Genomic DNA, 22,670 nt, shown 5'->3' with positions numbered 1-22,670 from the left:
GCGGCAGTATGATCCACGCAACCGAAGGCAATGAGGGAGTGGACCCGTGATGACCCGTTCCGCGCGCAGGACCCGCCGGACCCGCCGGATGCTGTCCGTGGCCGGCCTCGGCACCGCCGCGCTGCTGACCCTGAGCGCCTGCGGCTCCTCCGACTCCGACTCCGACTCCGGCAATGACTCCGGCAGCGCTTCCTCATCCGCCTCCGCGGACCAGAAGCTGACCGGCAAGGTCACCGTGTTCGCGGCCGCCTCGCTCAAGGAGAGCTTCACCACGCTCGGCAAGGAATTCGAGAAGGCGCACCCCGGCACCGAGGTCACCTTCAACTTCGGCGGCAGCGACAGCCTCGCAGCGGGCATCACGGGCGGCGCCCCCGCCGACGTGTTCGCCGCCGCGAGCCCCAAGACGATGAAGACCGTCACCGACGCGGGCGACGCCTCCGGCGACCCGGTCACCTTCGTCCGCAACCAGCTGGAGATCGCCACCCTCCCGGGCAACCCGGACAAGGTGGCGTCCCTCAAGGACCTCACCACCAACTCCGACCTCAAGGTCGTGCTCTGCGACAAGACGGTGCCGTGCGGCGGCGCCGCGCAGAAGGCCCTCGACGCCGGCAAGTTGAAGCTCACCCCGGTCTCCTACGAGCAGGACGTCAAGAGCGCCCTGACCAAGGTCGAGCTGAAGGAGGCCGACGCCGCCGTCGTCTACAAGACCGATGTGAAGGCGGCGGGTGACAAGGTGGAGGGCGTGGACTTCCCCGAATCGGCCGACGCCATCAACGACTACCCGATCGCCCTGCTCAAGGACGCGCCCAACACGGCCGCCGCGAAGGCGTTCATCGACCTCGTGCGCTCCGACGACGGCCAGAAGGTGCTGACGGCCGCCGGCTTCCGCAAGCCGTGACCCAGCTCGACAAGCGCGCCGCCGCGGCCGACACGCCCCAGGGCGGGCCGCGGCGCCGCCGCACCCACGGCCGCGTGGCCCCGCTGCCCCTGCTGCTCCCCGCCCTGGTGGGCCTCGCGTTCCTCGTGGTGCCGCTGCTCGCCCTGCTCGTCCGCGCCCCCTGGCAGGACCTGCCGTCCCAGCTGACCAGCACCGAGGTCTGGCAGGCGCTGCAACTGTCGCTGATCTGCGCCACGCTGGCGACGCTGGTCAGCCTGGTGCTCGGCGTGCCGCTCGCCTGGCTGCTCGCCCGCACCGAGTTCCGCGGCCGTGGTCTCGTACGGGCCCTGGTGACGCTGCCGCTCGTGCTGCCGCCGGTCGTCGGCGGTGTCGCCCTGCTGACCGCGCTCGGCCGCAACGGCATCGTCGGCCAGTACCTGGACCAGTGGTTCGGCCTCACCCTGCCCTTCACGACGACAGGCGTGGTCCTCGCGGAGGCGTTCGTCGCCATGCCGTTCCTCGTCATCAGCGTCGAGGGCACGCTGCGCGCCGCCGACCCCCGCTACGAGGAGGCCGCCATGACGCTCGGCGCCTCCCGCTTCACCGCGTTCCGCCGTGTGACGCTGCCGCTCATCGCCCCCGGCATCGCCGCCGGATCGGTCCTCGCCTGGGCCCGCGCCCTCGGCGAGTTCGGCGCCACGATCACCTTCGCCGGCAACTTCCCCGGCCGCACCCAGACCATGCCGCTCGCCGTCTACCTCGCCATGCAGAGCGACCCGGCGGCGGCCATCGCCCTCAGCCTGGTCCTGCTCGCCGTGTCCATCACGGTCCTGGCGGGCCTGCGCGACCGATGGATGACCGCCTCATGACCACCTCCCGCACCGGACCGGGCGCGGCTGACGGAGCCGGGCTCGACGCGCGGCTCGTCGTCGACCGCGGCACCTTCCGCCTCGACGTCGCCCTCTGCGCCGCCCCCGGCGACGTCGTCGCCCTGCTCGGGCCCAACGGGGCCGGGAAGACCACGGCCCTGCGCGCCCTCGCCGGGCTCGTGCCGCTCGACGACGGGCATCTGCGCCTCGACGGGACCGAACTGGACGGCACACCGCCCGAGTCACGCCCCGTCGGCGTCGTCTTCCAGGACTACCTCCTCTTCCCGCACCTGAGCGCCCTGGACAACGTCGCGTTCGGGCCGCGCTGCCAGGGCAGGACCAAGGCCGAGGCCCGCGCCGAGGCAGCCGCGTGGCTCGACCGGATGGGCCTGGCCGAGTGTGCCGGGGCCAGACCGCGCCGCCTCTCCGGCGGCCAGGCGCAGCGCGTCGCCCTCGCCCGCGCCCTGGCCACCCGCCCGCGCCTGCTCCTCCTCGACGAGCCGCTCGCCGCGCTCGACGCCCGTACGAGGCTGGACGTACGGGCCCAACTCCGGCGGCATCTCGCCGAGTTCGAGGCCGTCGCCGTGCTTGTCACGCACGATCCGCTGGACGCCATGGTCCTCGCCGACCGGCTCGTGGTCGTGGAGAACGGGCACGTCGTGCAGGAGGGGGCGCCCGGCGACATCGCCCGCCGCCCGCGCACCGACTACATCGCCCAGCTCGTCGGCCTCAACCTGTACCGGGGGCGCGCCGAAGGACACACCGTCCGCGTCCACGTCGGTGACGACGACGGCCCCGCGATCACCACCACCGAGGAGCTGACCGGACCCGTCCTCGTCGCCTTCCCGCCCAGCGCGGTGACCCTGCACGGCGAGCGCCCCACCGGCTCCAGCGCCCGCAACCTGTGGCGCTGCGAGGTCACCGGCATGGAGACGCACGGCGACCGGATCCGCGCCGCCCTGACCGGCGAACTCCCGCTCGCCGCCGACCTCACGACCGTGGCCGCCGCGGAGTTGAACCTGCACCCCGGCGCCACGGTCTGGGCCACGGTCAAGGCGACCCAGACCCACGCCTACCCGGCCTGAGACGCCCGGTCCGGCTTGCGGAGGACATGGTCATAACGCGCGCCGACCAGCTGACCGGCACCGTCACCGACGTCACCAAGGAGGCGGTCACCGGCCTCGGCGCCGGCTCCTCGGTCGTGGCGCTCATGAAGTCCACGGAGGTGTCGCCGGCCACGGTCCGACGGGCCGCCGCACGACCCGCGGGGCCGTCGGAGAGGATGGCAGCAAGCAGCAGGAAGATCGTCCGGGCCCCGCGGGCCCGTGCCCCGAAAGGAACGGCGAGACCATGCGCGTCCCCGACGAAGCCCCCGTCCTCGTACGCAAGGAAGGGCGCGCCGCCCACCTCGTCCTCAACCGGCCGCGCGCCCTGAACGCGATCAACCACGAGATGGTGGGCCTCGTCGACCGGGCGCTGACGGAGTGGGAACACGACGACACCGTGGAGACCGTCGTCGTCAGCGGCGCGGGGGAGCGCGGCCTGTGCGCGGGCGGCGACATCCGCGCCGTCCACGACGACGCCCGCGACGGCGATGGCACGGCCTCCACCGAGTTCTGGCGCGACGAGTACCACCTCAACGCCCGCATCGCCCGCTACCCCAAGCCCTACGTCGCCGTGATGGACGGCTTCGTGATGGGCGGCGGCGTCGGCATCTCCGCGCACGGCGACATCCGGATCGTCACCGAACGCTCCAAGGTCGCCATGCCGGAGACCGGCATCGGCTTCGTCCCCGACGTCGGCGGCACCCACCTCCTCGCGCACGCCCCCGGCGAACTCGGCACCCGCCTCGCCCTCACGGGGGAGCACATCGGCGCCGGTGACGCCCTGCTGTGCGGACTCGCCGACCACTACGTCCCGTCGGACGCCCTGCCCGCGCTCCTCGCCGACCTGGCCGAGCAGCCCGCACGGGACGCCGTCGCACGCCACGCGCTCCCCGGGCCCGAGGGCGTGCTCGCGGCCCAGCGCCCTTGGATCGACGCCTGTTTCGCGGCCGGCACCGTCGAGGAGATCGTCGCCCGGCTCCTGGACCACGGCGACCCCGCCGCCAAGGAGACGGCCGAGACGCTGCTCGGCAAGTCGCCGACCTCCGTGAAGGTCACGTTCGCCGCCGTGCGCCGGGCCCGCGCCCTCGCCTCCCTGGAGGACGTGCTCGACCAGGAGTACCGCGTGTCCTGCGTCGCCTTGCACAACCCCGACTTCGTCGAGGGCGTCCGCGCCCAGGTCATCGACAAGGACCGCAGGCCCCGCTGGTCCCCGCGCACCCTCGCCGAGGTCACCGACGCCGATGTGGAGCGGCACTTCGCCCCGCTGGGCGAGCGTGAACTGGGGCTCGGCAGCGCCCTGTTGTGATCCGGAGTCCGTGAACCGGCGCGCCGCGAGCAAGATCGGATCGTCCTGGGCGCCTTGGCCATGCACGCGACAGGCGGTACCTTCGGTCCGTATCGACGACAGCACGACGGAAGCCGGTGGAACTCCGGCACGGTCGCGCCACTGTGTGCGAACAGCCCCTCCCTCACGGGTTTCACGAGGCCGGGGCCCGTTCGTGAGTCAGACCCGTGGCTGTCGTCCTGTGCACCACCGAGTGGGGACGCGAACGAATCCCCGAGGAGGCTCCTGCCATGGCACAGCACGTCGCCCAGCCGACTGCCACCACCCCTGTCACCGCCCCCGTCAAACTGCCGCTGAAGGCGATCGCCCCCTGGGCGGTCTTCTTCGGTGTCCTGATGCTGGTCCTGTTGTACTTCGTCGGCGCGGAACAGGGCGCCACGTCCGTGTTCAGCGGCGCCGGGGTCCATGAATGGGTGCACGACGCCCGCCACCTGCTCGGTTTCCCCTGCCACTGACCAGAGGGACACCGCAGCGCTCATGAACTCAAGCACCGTACGCAACCTGCTCGTCCGGGGCATGCTCGCCGGTCTCGCCGCCGGCGTGCTCGCCCTGGTCGTCGCCTACTTCCTCGGCGAGCCCGGCGTCGACAGCGCCATCGGCTTCGAGGAGTCCTCCCACGCCGGCCACGACCACGGCGGCGAGGAGACCGAACTCGTCTCGCGCTCCCTGCAGTCCACGGCCGGACTCGCCACCGGCGTCCTCGTCTACGGCGTAGCCTTCGGCGGCATCGCGGCGCTCGCCCACTGCTTCGCGCTCGGCCGGGTGGGCCGCCTCGGGCCCCGCCCGACGGCGCTGCTGCTCTCCGGCTGCGCCCTGCTCGCCGTCTACGTCGTCCCGTTCCTGAAGTACCCGGCGAACCCGCCCGCCGTCGGCAACCCCGACACCATCGGCAAGCGGACCACCCTGTACTTCCTGATGATCGTGGTGAGCGTGCTCCTCGCCGTCGGCGCGACGATCCTGGGCAAGCGCCTCGCTCCCAGGACCGGCGCCTGGTACGCCACCGTCCTGGCGGTGCTCGCCTACACCGTCGTGACCGGCCTCGCGTTCGCGGTCCTGCCCGTCGTCAACGACGTACCGGACCATTTCCCGGCCGCACTGCTCTGGCGCTTCCGGCTCTCCGCCGTCGCCATGCAGGTCGTGCTCTGGGGCGGATTCAGGCTGCTCTTCGGGGAGTTGGCCGACCGCCTGCTCCGGCCGAGGCCCGCCGCGCCACCGGCCCCGGCCGGGACGGTGCCGGCCGGTCGATGACCGCCCTGTGAACGCGTCGCCGACCACAGCGGGAGTGCGGTCGGCGACGCAGGACGGGCCGCTGTCCGACCGGCCCCGGCGGCTCAGGCCCCGGTGAGCGGACGGCCGAGGCCGACGTTCCACCGGTCCAGGCGCCCGGTGAACTCCGTGACGGTCAGCGGCTCCACGTCGAGCCGCCAGAAAGCCGCGGGCGGCGCCCCGATCGCGTGGACGACCGCCGCCCGTACGACATCGGGCTCGACGACGGCGACAAGGCGCCCCGCGCCCGGCTCCACCCGGCCCAGCCACCGCCCGACCCGGGCGCACACCTGAGCCACCGACTCGCCACCGCCCGGCGCCGCGACGTCCGGCTCGGTGAGCCAGCGCCCCAACGCCCCGGGCTCCGCCGCGCCCACCTCGTCCAGCGTCCGGCCGCGCCAGCTGCCCGCATCAACTCCCGCGAGCTCCGCGCTGCTTGATGTATTCGTAAGGCCCAGCGCCTCCGCCGTCTCCGTACAGCGCGCACTCGGCGACACCACCACCCGGGCGTCGGCGGGCAGCGCACCGGCCGCCGCGCGGGCCTGCGCGGCGCCCGCCGGGTCGAGCGGGCCGTCGTCGTCGAAGGCGGCTTTCCGCTGCGCCACGCTGAGCGCGGGGGTGACGAAGAGGATACGGGTGGTCCGGTGCACGGGGACGAGCCTAGTCGCAGCAGACCTGGGAGCGCTCTCTCGGCCGCGTGCAAGTGCCGCCCCATATGCGGCACTTGAGAGCCCCGCGGGCTCAGTGGAACGGAACATCCGCTCGCAACAAGCCGTTCACCCACTCTTGACACTGCCACGCCGGAGCGAGAACACTCCCCGGCGAGAGAGCGCTCTCTCATACCTCTCCCGGAGGTGTTCCCAGCGCTCACAGCGCACCCCCACACACGTCGTACCGACATGGCAGGAGGTCTCCATGCCAAGGAGATCGAAACTCGTCTCAGGGCTGCTCATATCCGGCGCACTCGTGCTGACCACCATGGGCGTCGGCGGCGTCGCCCTCACCGCGGGCGCCGCGGAGGCCCCCGTACAGCAGTCGTCCTCGGCCACCGCTTCCGCGCAGCACCAGGGCCACACGATGGCCGCGTCCACCAAGGCCGCCGCCGAGGACGCGGACGCCGACGGCTACATTCCGGCGAACCCGCCGGTCACCGGCGTCGAACCGTCCACGAAGGTGCCGCCGCACGCCTACTTCCACGAGTTCCAGGCGCACTGTTACGTCACCCACACCAAGCCCGACGACCCGATCGTCTACCCGGGTCAGCCGGGCAAGTCCCACGACCACACGTTCATGGGCAACACCACGACCGACGCGCACAGCACCACCGCCTCGCTCGACAGCGGCTCCACCCGGTGCCTCGCGCCCGGCGACAAGTCGGGCTACTGGATGCCGACCATGCTCAACGGCGACCAGCCGGTCCTCCCCGTCGGCGAGCAGACCATCTACTACAAGGCCGGGGTCACCGACTACACCAGCGTGCGGCCCTTCCCGAAGGGGCTGCGGTTCGTCGTCGGCAACCCGATGCAGACCGCGCAGGAGTTCCGCAACCACCGCGGTTTCGTGGAGGGCTGGGAGTGCGGCAACAGCTACTTCAACGTCGACTTCCCGGCCACCTGCCCCACCTCCCGCGACACCCAGGTCAACATCCGAATGCAGGCGCCCAGTTGCTGGGACGGCAAGTATCTGGACACCCCGGACCACAAGAGCCACATGGCCTACCCGGTGGTGAAGCAGGGCACGAACGACAACGTCTGCCCGGCCGACCACCCCGTCGCGCTGCCGATGATCGAGTTCAAGATGGCGTTCCCGGTCAACGGTGACATGTCGAAGGTCCGGCTCTCCAGCGGCCGTGGCTACTCGTTCCACTACGACTTCTTCAACGCCTGGGACGACCGGACGCTGAAGGCGATGGTGGACCACTGCGTCGTCGGCGGCCTGCAGTGCGACACGCGCGGCTACGACCAGAACCGCCCCGAGCGCGGCGCGGTCCTGAACGACCGCTACGAACTGCCCTGACCCGCACCGCACCAGCCGGGGCGGCGGTCCTCCTGACCGGCCGCCGCCCCGGCGCCCTCCCCGCACCCTCCGCACCACCTCCTTCCCGCCCTTCCCCCCGACCCCGCCGGAGGCAATCCGCATGCGCACCGCCCGCACCGCCCACCGCAGAACGCACCGCCTCGCGACCCCCCTCACCGCCGGCGTGCTCGCGGCCGGTTTCCTCGCTCTGCCCGCGCAGGCCGCGCACGCCGCGCCCGACGTCGTCAAGGTGACCGGCTCGCAGGGCAACTGGCAGCTCCAGGTCAACGGATCGCCGTATCAGGTCAAGGGGCTGACTTGGGGCCCTTCCGTCGCCGACGCCGACCGGTACCTGCCCGACCTGAAGTCCATGGGCGTCAACACCATCCGCACCTGGGGCACCGACGCCTCCAGCAAGCCGCTCCTCGACTCCGCCGCCGCGCACGGCGTCAAGGTCATCGCGGGGTTCTGGCTCCAGCCCGGCGGCGGTCCCGGCAGCGGCGGCTGCGTGAACTACCTGACGGACACCGCGTACAAGAACCAGATGCTCGCGGAGTTCCCCAAGTGGGCGCAGACGTACAAGGACAACCCGGGCGTCCTGATGTGGAACGTCGGCAACGAGTCCGTCCTCGGCCTGCAGAACTGCTACAGCGGCGACGAGCTGGAGAAGCAGCGCAACGCCTACACCACCCTCGTCAACGACATCACCAAGAAGATCCACGCCGTCGACCCGAACCACCCGGTCACCTCCACCGACGCCTGGGTCGGCGCCTGGCCCTACTACCAGCGCAACGCCCCCGACCTCGATCTGTACGCCGTCAACTCCTACAACGCCGTCTGCGACGTCAAGTCGGCCTGGCAGCAGAGCGGTTACACCAAGCCCTACATCGTCACCGAGACGGGGCCCGCGGGGGAGTGGGAGGTGCCCGACGACGCCAACGGCGTTCCGCAGGAACCCACCGACCAGGCGAAGGCCGAGGGCTACACCAAGGCGTGGGGCTGCATCACCGGCCACAAGGGCGTCGCGCTCGGCGCCACCATGTTCCACTACGGCACCGAGTACGACTTCGGCGGCATCTGGTTCAACCTGCTGCCCGCGGGCCAGAAGCGGCTCTCCTACTACGCCGTGAAGCGGGCCTACGGAGCCGACACCTCCCGCGACAACACCCCGCCGGTGATCTCGCGGATGGACATCGAGGGCGGCGCCACCAGCGTGCCCGCCGGGCGCGACCTCATCGTCTCCACCACGGCGACCGACCCGAACGGCGACCGCCTCTCCTACGAGGTCCTCAGCAACAGCAACTACGTCGACCAGAGCAAGCAGCTCACCCCCATGCAGGTCACCGACCTCGGCTCGGGGCGGCTCAAGGTGACCGCCCCTGACAAGCCCGGCGTGTGGAAGATCTACGTCAAGGCGACCGACGGCCACGGCAACGTCGGCGTCGAGACCCGCTCCGTGCGCGTCGTACCGCCGCCCGTCAACGGCACCAACATCGCCCTGAACCGGCCCGCCACCGCCTCCTCCCAGCAGACCAGCGACTACGGCGACTGCCCGTGCACCGCGACGCAGGCCGTCGACGGGAAGAACGACACCCGCTGGGCCAGCGACTGGAGCGACCCGCAGTGGCTCCAGGTCGACCTCGGCTCGCGCCGCTCGTTCAAGCACGCCCAGCTGACCTGGGAGGCCTCGTACGCGAAGGCGTACACGATCCAGACCTCGGACGACGGGCAGAACTGGACGACCGTCCGCCAGGTCACCGACGGCAACGGCGGCGTCGACGACTTCGACGTGACCGGCACGGGCCGCTACGTCCGCGTCAACGGCACCGCCCGCGGCACCGGATACGGCTACTCGCTCTACGAGTTCGGCATCTACAGCTGACCGGGACCGGATAGAACGGAACGATGAGAGAGCGCTCCACCAGGTAGGCGCTCCGGGGGCGGGAACGAAGGGTGGGGACCATGTCCGACGAGGAGCCGGACCGGCTGACCGACAAGCTGAGTCCACGGCAGAAGATACGGCTGCTCACGGGCGGGACCACTTGGCGCACCCGCGCCGAACCCGCCGTGGGCCTGTCCGAGGTCGTCACCTCGGACGGGCCCGCGGGGGTGCGGGGCGAGGCGTGGGACGAGCGCCTCACCTCGGTCCTGCTGCCCTCCGCGTCCGCCCTCGCGGCGGCCTGGGACGAGCAACTCGTCGAGCGGGTCGGCGGGTTGCTCGCCGAAGAAGCGCGCGGGAAGGGCGTGCACGTCGTCCTCGCCCCCAACCTCAACCTGCACCGCTCGCCCCTGGCCGGGCGGCACTTCGAGTGCTTCTCGGAGGATCCCTGGCTCGTGGGCCGGATCGGTGCCGCGCTGATCCGCGGCCTCCAGGCCGAAGGCGTCGCCGCGACGGCGAAGCACCTCGTCGCCAACGACTCCGAGACCGGCCGGCTGACCGTGGACGTACGCGTCGACGAACGCACCCTGCGCGAGGTCTGCCTCGCCCCCTTCGAGGCCGCCGTCGACGCCGGGGTCTGGGCGGTGATGGCCGGATACAACCGTGTCAACGGGACCACCATGACGGCCAGTTCACTCCTCGACCACCCGCTGAAGGACGAGTGGGGCTTCGACGGCGTCGTCATGTCCGACTGGGGCGCCCTGCGCACGGCGGTCGACACGGCCAACGCGGCCCTCGACCTCGCGATGCCGGGCCCTGGCGGCCCCTGGGACGACACGCTCGCCGACGCCCTGGCCGCGGGCCACGTCCCGCAGTCCGTCATCGACGACAAGGTGCGCCGGCTGATTCTCCTCGGGCAGCGGGTCGGCGCGCTGGACGGAGCGCCCGCTCCCCGGCGCCGCACGACCACGGACGCCCGCAGGCTGCTCCGTCGCGCTGTCACCTCGGGCGCGGTCCTGCTCAGCAACAACGGCGTACTGCCATTGCGAGAGGGGGACTTGAGCACACTCGCCGTCATCGGTACGCACGCCGTGGCGCCGCGCGTCCAGGGCGGCGGCAGCGCCGGTGTCTTCCCCGAGCGGGTCGTCACACCGCTGGACGGGATACGGGAGCGGGTGGGCGGGCGGGCCCGTGTCGTCCACGCACCCGGCCCGGATCTCGGCGCCCCGCCCGCACCGCTCGGGCCCCGCGACTGCGCCGACCCGCGCTCCGGCGCCCCCGGCGTGCTCCTGCGCATGCTCGACGCCGACGGGAACGAGCTGTACACGGAGCACCGCGGCTCGGGCCGCCTGCTCGAACCCGACGTGCCCGACGGCGCGCACACGGTGGAGATCAGCGCGTTGCTGACACCGGAGGCCGGCGGGGTCTGGGAGTTCGGGCTCGGCGGGTTCGGCCGGATGTCCCTGACCGTGGACGGGCGGTCGCTGATCGACAGTACGTATCCCCGCCGCACCGACGACCCGGCCGTCGTCCACGTCACCCCGCCGGGACCCACGGCCCGCCACCCGCTCGCCGCGGAGGTGCCCGTGCTCGTCGTGGCGCGGCGCGAACTCGCCCCCGGCACCGGCCGCGCCACCGTCCTGACCGCGGCCCCGCCCGCCCGGTCCGACGCGGACGCCCTCGCCGACGCCGTCGCCGCGGCCCGCAGCGCCGACGCGGCGATCGTCGTCGTCGGCACCACGGACGGCAGCGAGTCGGAGGGGCACGACCGCACCACCCTCGCCCTGCCCGGCCGCCAGGACGACCTCGTGCGCGCCGTCGCCGCCGCCAACCCCCGTACGGTCGTGGTGGTCAACTCCGGCGGTCCGGTCGAACTCCCGTGGCGCGACGAGGTCGACGCCGTCCTGCTCACCTGGCTGCCGGGGCAGGAGGCGGGCGGCGCGCTCGCCGACATCCTGTTCGGCGACGCCGAGCCCGGCGGCAGACTCCCGACCACCTGGCCCGCGCGCCTGGCCGACGCCCCGGTCTCCACGACCCGACCGGTCGAGGGCAGGCTCACGTACGACGAGGGCATCCATGTCGGGCACCGGGGGTGGCTGCGTACCGGTCGCACCCCCGCCTACTGGTTCGGCCACGGGCTCGGCTACACGACGTGGGAGTACGAGAGCGTCGTCGCGCCCGACACCGTCGACGAGGACGGCGGGTTCACCGTGAGGGCGCTGGTGCGGAACACGGGCGAGCGGCGCGGGCGCGAGGTCGTGCAGGTCTATCTGTCGCGGCCCGGGTCGGCGGTCGAGCGGCCCGTGCGCTGGCTCGCCGGGTACGCCGCCGTGCACGCCGGGCCCGGGGAGTCGGTGCGCGTCGACGTTCCCGTGGCGGCGCGCTCGCTGCGGCACTGGAGCGTCGAACGGCAGGAGTGGGCGGGGCAGCCGGGGCCGTTCACCGTGCACGTGGGCCGTTCGGCCGGCGACCTGCCGCTCACCACGCGGGTGCGGGTCGCCGGACGCCCGCAAGAGAGCGCTCTATGCGCGCTGAGGCGGCCCGATTAAGCTGCCCGTATGCAACGACAGTCCCTGACGCTCGAGGACGTCGCGCGTGAGGCGGGGGTCTCACGGGCCACCGTGTCCCGGGTGATCAACGAGGTCCCCAGCGTGGATCCCGCCATCCGGGAGACGGTGCGCGAGGCGATCAGGCGCACCGGCTACACCCCCAACAGGGCGGCGCGATCCCTGGTCACCCGGCGGGCGGAGACCATCGCGCTCGTGGTGTCGGGGGCGGGCGAGGAGGACGAGGGCGCGCAGAACGCGTTCGCGGCGCGGGTCTTCGCCGACCCCTTCTTCGGCCGCATCGTCAGCGGCGTCGTGGCCTTTCTCAGGACCCGGTCCATGCACCCGGTGCTGATGTTCGCGGAGTCGGCGACGGCCCGCGACGAGGTAATGGCGTACCTGCGCCAGGGCCGGGCCGACGGCGCGCTCGTCGTCTCCACGCACGCGGAGGATCCGCTGCCGCCCCTGCTCGCCCGGGAACAGCTGCCCGCCGTGTGTTTCGCCCGGCCGGCGCTTCCCGCTCCGGTCAGCTACGTGGACCTGGCCCACGGGGAGGGCGGCAGGATGGCGGCGCAGCACCTCATCGAGCGCGGTCGGCGCCGCCTCGCGACGGTGTCGGGCCCGCTCGACCTTCCGGCCGGGCAGCAGCGGCTCGCCGGGTTCCGGGAGGCGGTGGAGCGGGCCGGGATGCCGTACGTACCGATCGCCGAAGGCGGGTTCACGCTGGACAGCGGGGCCGCGGCGTTGGCGCGGCTCCTCGACGACCATCCGCATTTGGACGGGGTGTTCGCCGCAAACGACCTGATGGCGCAAGGCGTCTGCCAGGTCCTGCGGGAGCGGGGGCGCCGCATCCCGCAGGACGTCGCGGTGGTCGGGTTCGACGACTCCAGCATCGCCATCACCTGCACCCCGCCGCTGACGACGGTGCGCCAGCCGGTGGAGGAGATGGCCATGGCCATGGCCCGCATCCTGCAGGAGCACATCGAGGGCGAACGCACGGAACCGACCTCGCTGATCTTCGAGCCCGAGCTGGTCGTCCGCGCGTCGACCTGAGAGGCGTCTGCTCGCGGCGGCCGACCACCGCCACCAGGGCGAGCGGCGCCACCGGGGTGAGCGGCGCCAGGAGCAGCCCGGCGAACCGGGTCGTCGCGGCCGTCGCGACGACCCTGCCGACCGCCGCCCTGAACAGCGGGCCCGCGCCGACGCCGCGCGCCGACCGAGCTGCCGCGGGAGTTCCCGCCCCCGGAGCGAGCCCGTCAGGCCGCGTCGCGCGCCACCTTCCGCGCCCACAGCACCAGCGGCACCTGCAGCGGAACCCGGGCCGCGGCCGTGCGCCGAAGCGGGGCCGGGCGGTCGCGCCAGTCCCAGGCCATCTTCACGTTGGCGGGCGCGACGGCGACGAAGAAGGCGGCCGCGGCGTTCGCCGTCCGCTGCCGCGTGCGCGGCAGCGCGATCCCGGCCGCGAGCGCCAGCTCGACCGCGCCGCTGGCGTAGGTCCAGGCGCGCGGCGAGCCCGGCAGCGTACGCGGCACGATCGAGTCGAAGGGCTTCGGCAGCAGGAAGTGGGTGACCCCGGCGCCGGCCAGGAGACCGGCGAGGAGCTGGGGTGAACGGACGCGGCACAAGGGGGCCTCCAGGAGGAGCGGTCGGGCTGCGGACGGGTGGCGCCGCATTCCGCATGATCCTACTGACCGGTAAGTAAGAATGCAGCCTCCGCCCGGTGCGGACCCCTGCTCTTGCTCTCAGATCACTCTCAGACCCTGCGATACCGCGCCAGCGCGAACGAGAACAGCCCGAACAGCAGCAGCCCGAACGCGACCAGCGCCAGCAGCCACGGCCCCGCCGGCGTCCCGGCGAACGCGCGCAGGGTGCCGTCGACGCCCTTGGCCTCGTCCGGGTCGTACTGCGCGGCGGCGATCAGCACGAAGAGGCCGGCGCCCGCGTAGATGAGGCCGCGCGCCACACCGCCGCTGACGCCGAGCACGTCGACGCCCCGGCGTACGTGCCGCGACATCTGCGCCTTCTTCAGGTGCTTGTGGTACTTGCGCAAGGCCGCCCGCACCCCGACGCCGATCCCGATGCCTATGATCACGAGCCCGGCGATGCCGACCAGCCAGCGTCCTGCCGGGAGGTCGAGCGCGCGGGCCGTGAAGTCCTGGGACTTGGCGTCGCTGCCCTTGTTCTTGCGGGCGGACGCCGCGAACGACAGCACGGAATAGGCCATGACCCCGTAGAAGACGAACCGCGCGGCGGACAGCGCGCGCTTGCCGGGTTTGTCCCCCTTCGGGCCCGCCGAACCGAACAGCGCCTCGCTGAGCCGCCACAGCGCCATGCCCACCAGGCCGATCCCGACCGCCCAGACCAGCACCTTGCCGAACGGCTGCTGGGCCAGTTCACGGATGGCGCCGCTGCTGTCGGCCTCCTGGCTCGCGCCGCCGAACGCCACGCGCAGCGCCAGTACGCCGATCAGCACGTACAGCACTCCGCGCGCGGCCAGCCCGACGCGCGCCCCGGTGTCGACCACCGAACTGTTCGCCGCCTGACGGGCCTTGGCCTTGCCCGCCCCCATGGTGGTTCTCACATGCCCTCCTCATACCGCCGCCGCGCGCCGTTCGGCGCAGGGACGACAACTGCCCCGGTCCGCGCCGCACATGCGGTGACGGTCGACACGGACGGGAGGGCGGGGCGGACGGGGCTGCGGAGGCCGGAGGAAACATCTCGGCCGGACTTTGAACTCGTTGAGTACAAAGTATGGACGAGCTGAGCAGAAGTCCCCTAGCGTGACGGCGCAACCGTAGGAGCCCCGGCTTCCGCACCCCCGCGGGGCCGTTCAGCTCGACCGGAGTGCGATCCGGCGGTCTCCGGTCCCGTCCTGGAGGACCGATGCATCCACGGCTGTTCCGCCGCGCCCGAAGACACCTCACCACGCTGCTCGTCGGCGGCTTCCTGGCCGCGGGCGGCTGGGCGGCGCCCCCGTCCGTCGCCGACGCCGCCGACATACCGCCCCAGGAGCCCGGGGTCACCCTGCGCGTCTTCGACACCCAGACCCCGCTGAGCAAGCTGTGCACGCTGAAGCCCGGCCAGACGCCCAACCACGACAAGCTCATGTCGACCGTGGACTGGTCCACGACCGAGGACTTCGGCGGGTTCGCCGACAACTTCACGGCGCAGGCGTCCGGTTACCTCGTCGTGCCGAGCGACGGGACGTACAGCTTCCGGCTCACCAGCGACGACGGTTCGCGGCTCACCATCGACGACCGCGAGGTCATCGACCATGACGGGCTGCACGGCGCCGAACCCAAGGACGGCGCCGTCCAGCTCACCGCCGGCTCGCACCCGTTCCGCGTCGACTACTTCGAGGCGGGCGGCGGCCAGCAGCTCACCCTGGCCTGGAAGCCGCCGGGCGCCGCCGACTTCGGCGTCGTACCGAACGAGTCGCTCACCACCGACGCCGGGGTCGTCCGGGTCACCGCGCCGGGCCGCAAGGAGTGCGAGGCGGGCGCGGACAGCCCCGGCGACGGACTCCCGCTGACCGCCGTTCGGCCCGACCTCGACCTCACCGACCTGCGCCCCGACGGTTTCGAGCCGCAGGTCACCGGCATGGACTGGCTGCCCGACGGCCGCCTCGCCCTCAGCACCTGGGGCGGCACGGACAACGTGGCGGGGGAGGTGTACCTCCTCGACCACGTCACCGGGGACACCGACCGCTCGAAGGTCGGCGTCACGAAGATCGCGAGCGGGCTGCGTGAGCCGATGGGCCTCAAGTACGTCGACGGGTCCTTGTACGTCTCGCAGAAGCACGAGCTGACCCGACTCGTCGACAAGGACAAGGACTGGGTCACCGACGAGTACCAGACCGTCGCCGCCTTCCCGTGGGGCAAGAACTTCCACGAGTTCGCCTTCGGGCTGCTCTACCGCGACGGCTACTTCTACGTGAACCTGTCCGTCGCCATCAACTACGGCGGCGCGACCACCACCCCGCAGCCGGTCGCCGGGCGCGGCACCACGTACAAGATCAGCAAGAGGACGGGGAAGCTGCACGCGGTCGCGGGCGGTCTGCGGACCCCGAACGGGATCGCCTGGGGGCCCGAGGGCTCGATCTTCACCGCCGACAACCAGGGCGGCTGGCTGCCCGCCTCCAAGCTCGTCCAGATCAAGCAGGACCGCTTCTTCAACCACTACACGGAGCCGTCAGGGCTCTTCGACGACAAGCCCGTCACCCAGCCGGTGCTCTGGCTGCCGCAGAACGAGGTAGCCAACTCCCCGAGTACGCCGCTGTACCTGACCAAGGGGCGGTTCGCCGGGCAGATGCTCTTCGGTGACGTCACCTACGGCGGCCTGCAGCGCGGCTACCTGGAGAAGGTGAAGGGGCAGTACCAGGGCGCCGTCTTCCGCTACACGCAAGGGCTCGAAGCCGGTGTCAACCGCATCACCATGGGCCCCGACGGCGCGATCTACGCGGGCGGGCTCGGCGCCGACGGCAACTGGGGCCAGGAGGGCAAGCTCCGCTTCGGCCTGCAGAAGCTGACCCCGAACGGCGGCAACACCTTCGACATCAAGGAGATGCGCGCCGTCCCCGGCGGCTTCGACCTGGAGTACACGCAGCCCGTCTCGCAGGAGACGGCCGACAAGCTGGCCGAGCGCTACACCGCCGAGCAGTGGCGCTACACCCCGACCAGTGACTACGGCGGTCCGAAGATCGCCGAGGAGCAGCTGGCCGTGCGCTCGGCGACCCTCGCCGACAAGGGCCGCACGGTGAAGCTGCGGCTCGACGGCCTCAAGCCGGACCGGGTCGTCCACGTCCGCTCCCCGCGCCCCTTCGCGTCCACGTCCGGCGAGACCCTGTGGTCCACGGAGGCCTGGTACACGCTCAACGAGATGCCGGGCAAGCAGCCGCCGGCCGCCACGCAGTACGAGGCCGAGGAGGCGCGCCTCACCGGCACGGCGGGGATCAACCGCGACCACACCGGCTTTTCCGGCAGCGGCTTCGTCGACCGCTACAACACCGAGGGCAAGGCCGCCACGACCTTCGACGTGACGGTCCCCAGGGCGGGCGAGTACGACGTGAACCTGCGCTACTCCAACGGCCCCAACCCCTACCAGGGCGCCAAGTCCCTCTCCCTGTACGCCAACGGGCAGAAGGTGCGCCAGAGTTCGCTGCCCTCGACCGGCACCTGGGACATCTGGTCGACGAAGACCGAACGCGTCACCTTGCGCGCGGGCAAGAACACGATCGCCTACCGCTTCGACACCGGCGACGCGGGCCACGTCAACCTCGACCTGATCACCGTGCGCTCGCACGGCGCCCCGGTCGCCCTCTTCGACGGCACCGGCGCCTCGCAGGCCCAGTGGCAGCACCCGGACGGCCGGAACAGCGAATGGCCGCTCGCCGCCGAGAAGTCGATGGAGGTGTGCTGCGGCGACCTCCGCACCAAGGACGCCTACCAGGACTTCCGCCTGCACGCCGAGTTCCGCGTCCCGCTCCTGCCGGACGACGTCACGGGGCAGGACCGCGGCAACAGCGGCATCTACCTCCAGGACCGCTACGAGCTCCAGATTCTGGACTCGTTCGGTGACACCACCCTGGACACCGATGAGGCGGGAGCGATCTATCTGAAGAAGGCGCCGGACAGCAACGCGGCGACGGCGCCCGAGACCTGGCAGACGTACGACATCACGTTCCGCGCGGCCCGCTTCGACGACCAGGGGAACAAGACCGCCGACGCCCGGGTGACCGTGGTGTGGAACGGCAAGAAGGTCCACGACGACATCACCCTCGACGGAGCGACCGCCGGTGCGGGCGCGCCGGAAGGTCCGGCGGCCGGGGCGATCCGTCTCCAGGACCACGGCAACAAGGTGCGTTTCCGCAACATACGGGTGACTCCGCTCGGTTGAGCCACAGCTGTGCGCGCGTGCGCCGCGTCCCGGGTCCGCCCGGGGCGCGGCGTTGATCCGTGCTGCGTGAGTTAGGTCACCAAACACCACTCTGAACGGTGAAGTACGTGTATCCGCCTGTCATCATGCGATGACATCACTTGATGACAGGAACGGGAAAACCTTGCCCCCCTCCGTACCGGTGCCCACGCCGCCCCCGCCCTCGACCGCCGTCGAGCTGCGCCACCCGCGCGCCCTCGTGCCCGTCCTCGTCTCGCTCGGCATGCTCGTCGCCGTCGTCAGCAGCCTCGGCGCACCGCTGATCCCCACCATCGCCGCCGAGGACCACGTCGCGCTCTCCAGCGCGCAATGGGCGCTGACCGTGACGATGCTGGTCGGCGCCATCGCGACCCCCGTCATGGGGCGCCTGGGCGACGGGCCGCACCGCAAGCGCGTCATCCTCACCGGCCTCGCCGCCGTCATGGCGGGCAGTCTCCTCGCGGCGCTGCCGCTCGGTTTCCCCTGCCTGCTCGCCGGGCGAGCGCTGCAAGGCGTCGGCATGGGGCTCGTCCCGCTCGCCATCGCGACCGCCCGCGACGCGCTGCCGCCGCACCAGGCGCGCTCGGCGGTGGCGACGCTCTCCCTCACCACCGCGGCGGGCATCGGTCTCGGCTACCCGATCACCGGGCTCTTCGCCGAGTACCTCGGCATGTACGCCGGGTTCTGGTTCGCGCTCGCCACGGCCGTCGCCGCGTTCGCCGCGACCTGGATCGTCGTGCCCGCGCCCCCGCACCGCCCCACCACCCCGATGGACTTCCCCGGCGCCCTGCTCCTCGCGGGCGGCATGGCGGCGCTCCTCCTCGCCCTGGCCGAGGGCGAGCGCTGGGGCTGGACCTCCGCGGGGCTGCTCGCGCTCGCCGCCGCGGCCGTCCTCCTGCTGGCCGGATGGGTGGCGCACTCGCTGCGCGCGGCGCACCCGCTGGTCCGGGTGAGCCTCGTCAAGGACCGGGGCGTCCTCGTCGCCAACCTGACCACCATGGTCGGCGGTGTCGGCACGTACCTGCTCATCGCGCTCGTGACCCGGTACGTGCAGACGCCCGAGTCCGCCGGATACGGCTTCGGCGCCTCCATCGTCGTCACCGGCCTCCTGCTCGTCCCCTTCTCCGCCGCCAGCCTGGTCACGGGCCGTCTGGTCCGCGCGATGGGCGCCGCCGCCACCCCCGCCCGCATGCTGCCGCTCGGCTGCCTGCTCTCCTTCGCGGGGCTCGTCTGCTTCCTGTTCGCCCGCTCCAGCCTGTGGGGCATCGGCGTGATGATGGCCCTGGCCGGGCTCGGCGTCGGCGTGACGTTCGCCGTCACCCCGGGCCTGATCGTCGGCGGGGTGCCCGCGGCGGAGACGGGCAGCGCCATGAGCTTCAACCAGGTCGTGAAGTACATCGGCTACTCGACCGGCAGCGCCCTCAGCGCGGTCGTCCTCCAGGCGCACACCGCCCCGGGCGCGGCGCTGCCCGCGAACGACGGCTACCGCACCGCGGGTCTCGTCGGCTGCGCCGCGTTCCTGGTCACCGGGGTCATCGCCGTGGTCCTGACCCGCTTCGGGGTGCCCGCGCGGCCGTCCGTCGTCGCGGCGGGGCAGAGCGCGGGAACGGCGGCAGAGCCGAGCGCCGGGCGCGGTACGAAGACGAGCCGCCCGTGACCGGCTCCCCTGCCCGCAAAGGCGCTCCCAGCCGTGACGCCCTGATGCGCGCCGCGACGGAACTGTTCTCCGAGCGCGGCTACGACCGCACCACCATCCGCGAGATCGGCGAACGTGCCGGGGTCGACGCCGCCCTCATCGCCCGCCACTTCGGCTCCAAGGCGCTGCTCTACGTGGAGGTGCTGCGGGCCGAGCACGGCGACTCCGCCCCGCTCGACCTGCTCACCGAGGACCGCCTGCGCGAGGTCGCCGAACGGGCCGAGCGGCGCGGACCCGTGCCGCTGCTGCGGGTCGCGGTCCAGCCGCTCAGCGAGGAGGGCGCCCAGGAGGCGACGCGCGCGGCCCTGCACGCACGGCTCGTGGCACCGCTGCGCGAGCGCTTCGCCCGCGAGGGCCGCGACCGGCCGGGCCTGCGCGCCGACGTCATGGTCGCGGCGGTCGCCGGGGTCCTGCTCGCCCGCCACTCCGGGGCCTTCGACGACCTCGCGCAGGCCACGGTGGACGAGGTCGTCGAGACCTTGCTGGAGATGTACGGCTCCTGAGCGGGCCGGGCTCCCGGGAGGAACGGCCCTTCGGGCGGGACCGGATCAGCAGACGCTGTCCGTCGGCTTCGGGTTGCCCAGGCCGAACAGCGGACGCAGCCGCAGGCCCGCCCACGTACCGAGGATCGCGACCGCGCCCCAGATCCAGCCGTGCAGGGAGCCCGAGGCGATGCCCGCGAGGTAGGCGCCGATGTTGCAGCCGCCGGCGAGCCGCGCGCCGATGCCCATCAGGACACCGCCGAGGACCGCGGCCAGCGCCGTACGGGCCGGGACGGAGCGGTGCAGCTTCCACACGCCGCCCGCGGCGGCGGCCACGGCGGCGCCGACCATGATGCCGATGTCGGTGAGGCTGTTCTTGTCGGCGAGCACGGGCCCGGACAACTGCGCGGCGCTGCCCGGCTGCTGCCAGTACGTCCACGCCTCGGGCGAGCCGCCGAGGACGCCCACGAGCTTGGAGCCCCACAGCGAGAACGCGCTCGTGATGCCCCACGCACCGCCCGAGACGAGCAGCACACCGGCGCCGAGCAGGGCGAGCACGACCGCGCCGACGGCCAGCGGCCAGGATCCGCGGACCGTACGGGCCAGCGCGCCGCGGGCGGACGGCGGCGTGCCGACCGGCGGTGGGTTGCGGCGGGCCTGGACGGCGCGCGCGACGCACCAGATCGCGGCGAGGGCCACGATGGTCACCGCCCACGAGCCGAACCGGCCGACGTGGTCGGAGAGCAGGAACGGGTCGAGCGCGGGCAGGTCGTCCCAGAGGGTGAACTGCCAGGCGGCGAGCGTGGAGCCGGTGATGAAGCCGAAGAGGGTGAGCACGATCGTGGACTGCCCGGAGCCGACGGCGAACAGGGTGCCGGAGGCGCAGGCGCCGCCGAGCTGCATGCCGATCGCGAAGAGGAACGCCCCGACGAGGAGACCCACGCCGATCGGGCCCGCGCTGGGCGCGGGCACCGAGCCGAACAGGCCGCTGCCGGTGCCGATGATCAGCGCGAACAGGGTCGCGGTGGTACCGAGGAGCAGCGTGTGGGCGCGCAACCCGGTGCCGTTGCCGACGGCGACGAGCTGGCGCCAGGCGGACGTGAAGCCGAACCGGGAGTGGAACAGGGCGAAGCCGAGCCCGATACCGAGAAGCAGCAGGACGCCGGGTTTGGCACCGTGCTCGGCGAAGACGTACCCGGCGAGCGCCAGGCCGATGACGCCCGCGCCGGTCAGCGGTGCGCGCCGGACCCGGGGCGCCGGTGCGGCGACAGGGGCGGGGGAGGAGGTGGGGACGGGCGTGAGCAGGGTGGCCCGGGGCGGCGCCCCGGGAGAGGGAGCGGTGGTCAAGAGGGGTCTCCGAGGCAGGAGGGGGGAGGGTTCCGGACAGCGGGTGCCTGCGTCGGGGAAGGGGCCCGCGCGGCGTGCGTCAGCGGCGACAGAGCGCGTCGTCGACGCTCCACGCGGTGGCCGCGAAGAGCGCGAGAGCCAGCTGGCGAGCGGGTCCGGACATGCGAACCACCATAGGGAGCTGGGCGGGCGCAACCCAATGCGTCTCACATAGCGGGCGCATACATGGACACTGGGCCGGGCCTGAGCAGGGGCGCGGCCCCGCGCCGGGCCCGAATTCGAACCCGCGCCCGGTCACGTGTTAAAACCGCAGGTGTGTGACGTCGCGCAACGGGTAACCGGCGCGCGACGGGGGACGTCAGGCCAAGCTCGATTTCACAAGGAGCGGGACTCAATGATCACCGTGACGGCTCAGGAACAGACCAGGTCCGACCGGGCCTCGGAGGACCTGGTCGAGCGCGCATACACGGATCCGTCGTCCATCGCGCCGAAGGACGCGCGAGAGATCGGCAAGCGGTTCTTCGACCGCCTGAGCCAGCTCGAGGAAGGCACGCACGAGCACAGCTACGTGCGCAACTGCCTCATCGAGATGAACCTCTCCCTGGTGCAGTACGCCGCGTCCAGGTTCAAGCACCGCGGCCAGCAGGAGATGGAGGACATCGTCCAGGTCGGCACCATCGGCCTGATCAAGGCGATCGACCGGTTCGAGCTGACGCGCGAGGTGGAGTTCACTTCGTTCGCGGTGCCCTACATCACCGGCGAGATCAAGCGGTTCTTCCGCGACACGTCGTGGGCCGTGCACGTGCCGCGACGGCTCCAGGAGGCGCGGCTCGAACTGTCCCGGGCCACCGAGGAGCTGCGCTCCCGGCTCGGCCGCTCGCCCTCCACGGCGGAGCTGGCGGAGCTGATGCAGCTGGAGCCCGCCGAGGTCGCGCAGGCCCAGATGGCGTCCAACGGCTACAACGCCGTCTCCCTGGACGCGGCGGTCAACGGGCAGGACGACGAGTCCGACACGATGCTGGCCGACTTCATCGGCGTCGACGAGCACTCCTTCGAGCTGGTCGAGAACTTCCATTCGCTGGCCCCGCTCATCGCGGACCTCGACGAGCGGGACCGCAAGCTGCTGCACCTGCGCTTCGTCGAGGAGCGCACTCAGCAGCAGATCGCCGACGAGCTGGGCTGCTCGCAGATGCACGTCTCCCGGCTGATCACCCGCGTGGTGAACAAGCTCCGCGCCGGACTGCTCGCCACCGACTAGCCAAGAGCACTTCTCCGAAGGCGCTGCCGCGAAGCCCGCGGCGGCGCCTTCGTCCTGTTTCAGTGCGGTT

Annotated in this window: 18 protein-coding genes and 1 riboswitch; of the genes, 14 read left to right on the top strand and 4 right to left on the bottom strand. The window is 72.4% G+C overall.

What is annotated here, in order from left to right:
• Positions 1-49: 49 nt before the first annotated feature.
• The 6 genes from modA (at position 50) to ACH4RC_RS18870 (ending at position 5,445) form a co-directional block, all read left to right on the top strand.
• Positions 50-898 (top strand): molybdate ABC transporter substrate-binding protein, encoded by an 849-nt coding sequence (gene modA / locus ACH4RC_RS18895; protein WP_398202012.1) that lies wholly within the window; start codon positions 50-52, stop codon positions 896-898.
• Positions 895-1,746 (top strand): molybdate ABC transporter permease subunit, encoded by an 852-nt coding sequence (gene modB, locus ACH4RC_RS18890; RefSeq protein WP_398202010.1) that lies wholly within the window; start codon positions 895-897, stop codon positions 1,744-1,746. The genes modA and modB overlap by 4 nt, the downstream gene beginning before the upstream one ends.
• On the top strand, positions 1,743-2,831 hold the full coding sequence (locus tag ACH4RC_RS18885) for an ABC transporter ATP-binding protein (RefSeq protein WP_398202008.1): 1,089 nt from the start codon (positions 1,743-1,745) through the stop codon (positions 2,829-2,831). The genes modB and ACH4RC_RS18885 overlap by 4 nt, the downstream gene beginning before the upstream one ends.
• A 265-nt stretch (positions 2,832-3,096) precedes the next feature.
• Positions 3,097-4,158: an enoyl-CoA hydratase/isomerase family protein gene (locus ACH4RC_RS18880; protein ID WP_398202005.1), complete on the top strand. Its 1,062-nt coding sequence runs from the start codon at positions 3,097-3,099 to the stop codon at positions 4,156-4,158.
• Between the two features lie 108 nt (positions 4,159-4,266).
• Positions 4,267-4,362, top strand: a riboswitch (cobalamin riboswitch).
• A gap of 65 nt (positions 4,363-4,427) precedes the next feature.
• Complete coding sequence (locus ACH4RC_RS18875) at positions 4,428-4,652, top strand: CbtB-domain containing protein (RefSeq protein WP_398202002.1); 225 nt, start codon at positions 4,428-4,430, stop codon at positions 4,650-4,652.
• 22 nt (positions 4,653-4,674) lie between these two features.
• On the top strand, positions 4,675-5,445 hold the full coding sequence (locus ACH4RC_RS18870; RefSeq protein ID WP_398202000.1) for a CbtA family protein: 771 nt from the start codon (positions 4,675-4,677) through the stop codon (positions 5,443-5,445).
• Between the two features lie 83 nt (positions 5,446-5,528).
• Here the strand turns inward: ACH4RC_RS18870 and ACH4RC_RS18865 are convergent, their stop codons facing one another.
• Entirely contained in the window at positions 5,529-6,113 is a 585-nt protein-coding gene (locus ACH4RC_RS18865) for a histidine phosphatase family protein (RefSeq protein ID WP_398201998.1), read from the bottom strand.
• A 265-nt stretch (positions 6,114-6,378) separates the two neighbouring features.
• On the opposite strand from ACH4RC_RS18865, the gene ACH4RC_RS18860 reads away from it, so the two are divergent.
• From ACH4RC_RS18860 to ACH4RC_RS18845, 4 genes are all read left to right on the top strand, one after another.
• A complete protein-coding gene (locus ACH4RC_RS18860) occupies positions 6,379-7,479 on the top strand; it encodes a DUF1996 domain-containing protein (protein WP_398201996.1) in 1,101 nt (366 codons plus the stop codon).
• A gap of 121 nt (positions 7,480-7,600) precedes the next feature.
• Positions 7,601-9,361 carry a discoidin domain-containing protein gene (locus tag ACH4RC_RS18855; RefSeq protein ID WP_398201993.1) on the top strand — a complete coding sequence of 587 codons (1,761 nt, stop codon included), beginning with the start codon at positions 7,601-7,603 and terminating at the stop codon, positions 9,359-9,361.
• An 80-nt stretch (positions 9,362-9,441) separates the two neighbouring features.
• A complete protein-coding gene (locus tag ACH4RC_RS18850; RefSeq protein ID WP_398201991.1) occupies positions 9,442-11,907 on the top strand; it encodes a glycoside hydrolase family 3 C-terminal domain-containing protein in 2,466 nt (821 codons plus the stop codon).
• Positions 11,908-11,916: 9 nt separating this feature from the next.
• Positions 11,917-12,957, top strand: coding sequence for a LacI family DNA-binding transcriptional regulator (locus ACH4RC_RS18845; protein ID WP_398201988.1), 1,041 nt, complete (start codon positions 11,917-11,919; stop codon positions 12,955-12,957).
• Positions 12,958-13,160: 203 nt separating this feature from the next.
• On the opposite strand, the gene ACH4RC_RS18840 is transcribed toward ACH4RC_RS18845, so the two are convergent.
• Positions 13,161-13,577 carry a hypothetical protein gene (locus ACH4RC_RS18840; protein WP_398201985.1) on the bottom strand — a complete coding sequence of 139 codons (417 nt, stop codon included), beginning with the start codon at positions 13,575-13,577 and terminating at the stop codon, positions 13,161-13,163.
• A gap of 80 nt (positions 13,578-13,657) precedes the next feature.
• Positions 13,658-14,473: a DUF1206 domain-containing protein gene (locus tag ACH4RC_RS18835; protein WP_398202319.1), complete on the bottom strand. Its 816-nt coding sequence runs from the start codon at positions 14,471-14,473 to the stop codon at positions 13,658-13,660.
• Positions 14,474-14,787: 314 nt separating this feature from the next.
• Between ACH4RC_RS18835 and ACH4RC_RS18830 the strand changes: the two genes are divergently transcribed.
• The 3 genes from ACH4RC_RS18830 to ACH4RC_RS18820 all read left to right on the top strand — a co-directional run bounded on the left by ACH4RC_RS18830 (position 14,788) and on the right by ACH4RC_RS18820 (position 20,016).
• Positions 14,788-17,799: a family 16 glycoside hydrolase gene (locus tag ACH4RC_RS18830; protein WP_398201982.1), complete on the top strand. Its 3,012-nt coding sequence runs from the start codon at positions 14,788-14,790 to the stop codon at positions 17,797-17,799.
• A gap of 163 nt (positions 17,800-17,962) precedes the next feature.
• Positions 17,963-19,474 carry an MFS transporter gene (locus ACH4RC_RS18825; protein ID WP_398201980.1) on the top strand — a complete coding sequence of 504 codons (1,512 nt, stop codon included), beginning with the start codon at positions 17,963-17,965 and terminating at the stop codon, positions 19,472-19,474.
• Positions 19,471-20,016 (top strand): TetR family transcriptional regulator, encoded by a 546-nt coding sequence (locus tag ACH4RC_RS18820; RefSeq protein WP_398201978.1) that lies wholly within the window; start codon positions 19,471-19,473, stop codon positions 20,014-20,016. Before ACH4RC_RS18825 ends, ACH4RC_RS18820 begins: the two co-directional genes overlap by 4 nt.
• Positions 20,017-20,061: 45 nt before the next feature.
• On the opposite strand, the gene ACH4RC_RS18815 is transcribed toward ACH4RC_RS18820, so the two are convergent.
• Positions 20,062-21,342: a YeeE/YedE family protein gene (locus ACH4RC_RS18815; RefSeq protein ID WP_398201975.1), complete on the bottom strand. Its 1,281-nt coding sequence runs from the start codon at positions 21,340-21,342 to the stop codon at positions 20,062-20,064.
• A 394-nt stretch (positions 21,343-21,736) separates the two neighbouring features.
• On the opposite strand from ACH4RC_RS18815, the gene ACH4RC_RS18810 reads away from it, so the two are divergent.
• Positions 21,737-22,600: a SigB/SigF/SigG family RNA polymerase sigma factor gene (locus ACH4RC_RS18810; RefSeq protein ID WP_398201972.1), complete on the top strand. Its 864-nt coding sequence runs from the start codon at positions 21,737-21,739 to the stop codon at positions 22,598-22,600.
• The last annotated feature ends 70 nt before the right edge of the window (positions 22,601-22,670 follow it).

Origin of the sequence: Streptomyces sp. NPDC016845, assembly GCF_044332585.1 — a bacterium.
Classification (GTDB): Bacteria; Actinomycetota; Actinomycetes; order Streptomycetales; family Streptomycetaceae; genus Streptomyces.
Note: the sequence above shows the minus strand (reverse complement) of the source record. Positions and strands in the feature narration are given on the sequence as shown.

Coding starts and splice junctions, on each gene's coding strand:
- ACH4RC_RS18810 (WP_398201972.1), top strand. CDS start 21,737: ATGATCACCGTGACGGCTCAGGAACAGACCAGGTCCGACCGGGCCTCG.
- ACH4RC_RS18845 (WP_398201988.1), top strand. CDS start 11,917: ATGCAACGACAGTCCCTGACGCTCGAGGACGTCGCGCGTGAGGCGGGG.
- ACH4RC_RS18830 (WP_398201982.1), top strand. CDS start 14,788: ATGCATCCACGGCTGTTCCGCCGCGCCCGAAGACACCTCACCACGCTG.
- ACH4RC_RS18880 (WP_398202005.1), top strand. CDS start 3,097: ATGCGCGTCCCCGACGAAGCCCCCGTCCTCGTACGCAAGGAAGGGCGC.
- ACH4RC_RS18850 (WP_398201991.1), top strand. CDS start 9,442: ATGTCCGACGAGGAGCCGGACCGGCTGACCGACAAGCTGAGTCCACGG.
- ACH4RC_RS18875 (WP_398202002.1), top strand. CDS start 4,428: ATGGCACAGCACGTCGCCCAGCCGACTGCCACCACCCCTGTCACCGCC.
- ACH4RC_RS18855 (WP_398201993.1), top strand. CDS start 7,601: ATGCGCACCGCCCGCACCGCCCACCGCAGAACGCACCGCCTCGCGACC.
- ACH4RC_RS18885 (WP_398202008.1), top strand. CDS start 1,743: ATGACCACCTCCCGCACCGGACCGGGCGCGGCTGACGGAGCCGGGCTC.
- ACH4RC_RS18860 (WP_398201996.1), top strand. CDS start 6,379: ATGCCAAGGAGATCGAAACTCGTCTCAGGGCTGCTCATATCCGGCGCA.
- modA (WP_398202012.1), top strand. CDS start 50: ATGACCCGTTCCGCGCGCAGGACCCGCCGGACCCGCCGGATGCTGTCC.
- ACH4RC_RS18835 (WP_398202319.1), bottom strand. CDS start 14,473: ATGGGGGCGGGCAAGGCCAAGGCCCGTCAGGCGGCGAACAGTTCGGTG.
- ACH4RC_RS18870 (WP_398202000.1), top strand. CDS start 4,675: ATGAACTCAAGCACCGTACGCAACCTGCTCGTCCGGGGCATGCTCGCC.
- ACH4RC_RS18840 (WP_398201985.1), bottom strand. CDS start 13,577: ATGCGGCGCCACCCGTCCGCAGCCCGACCGCTCCTCCTGGAGGCCCCC.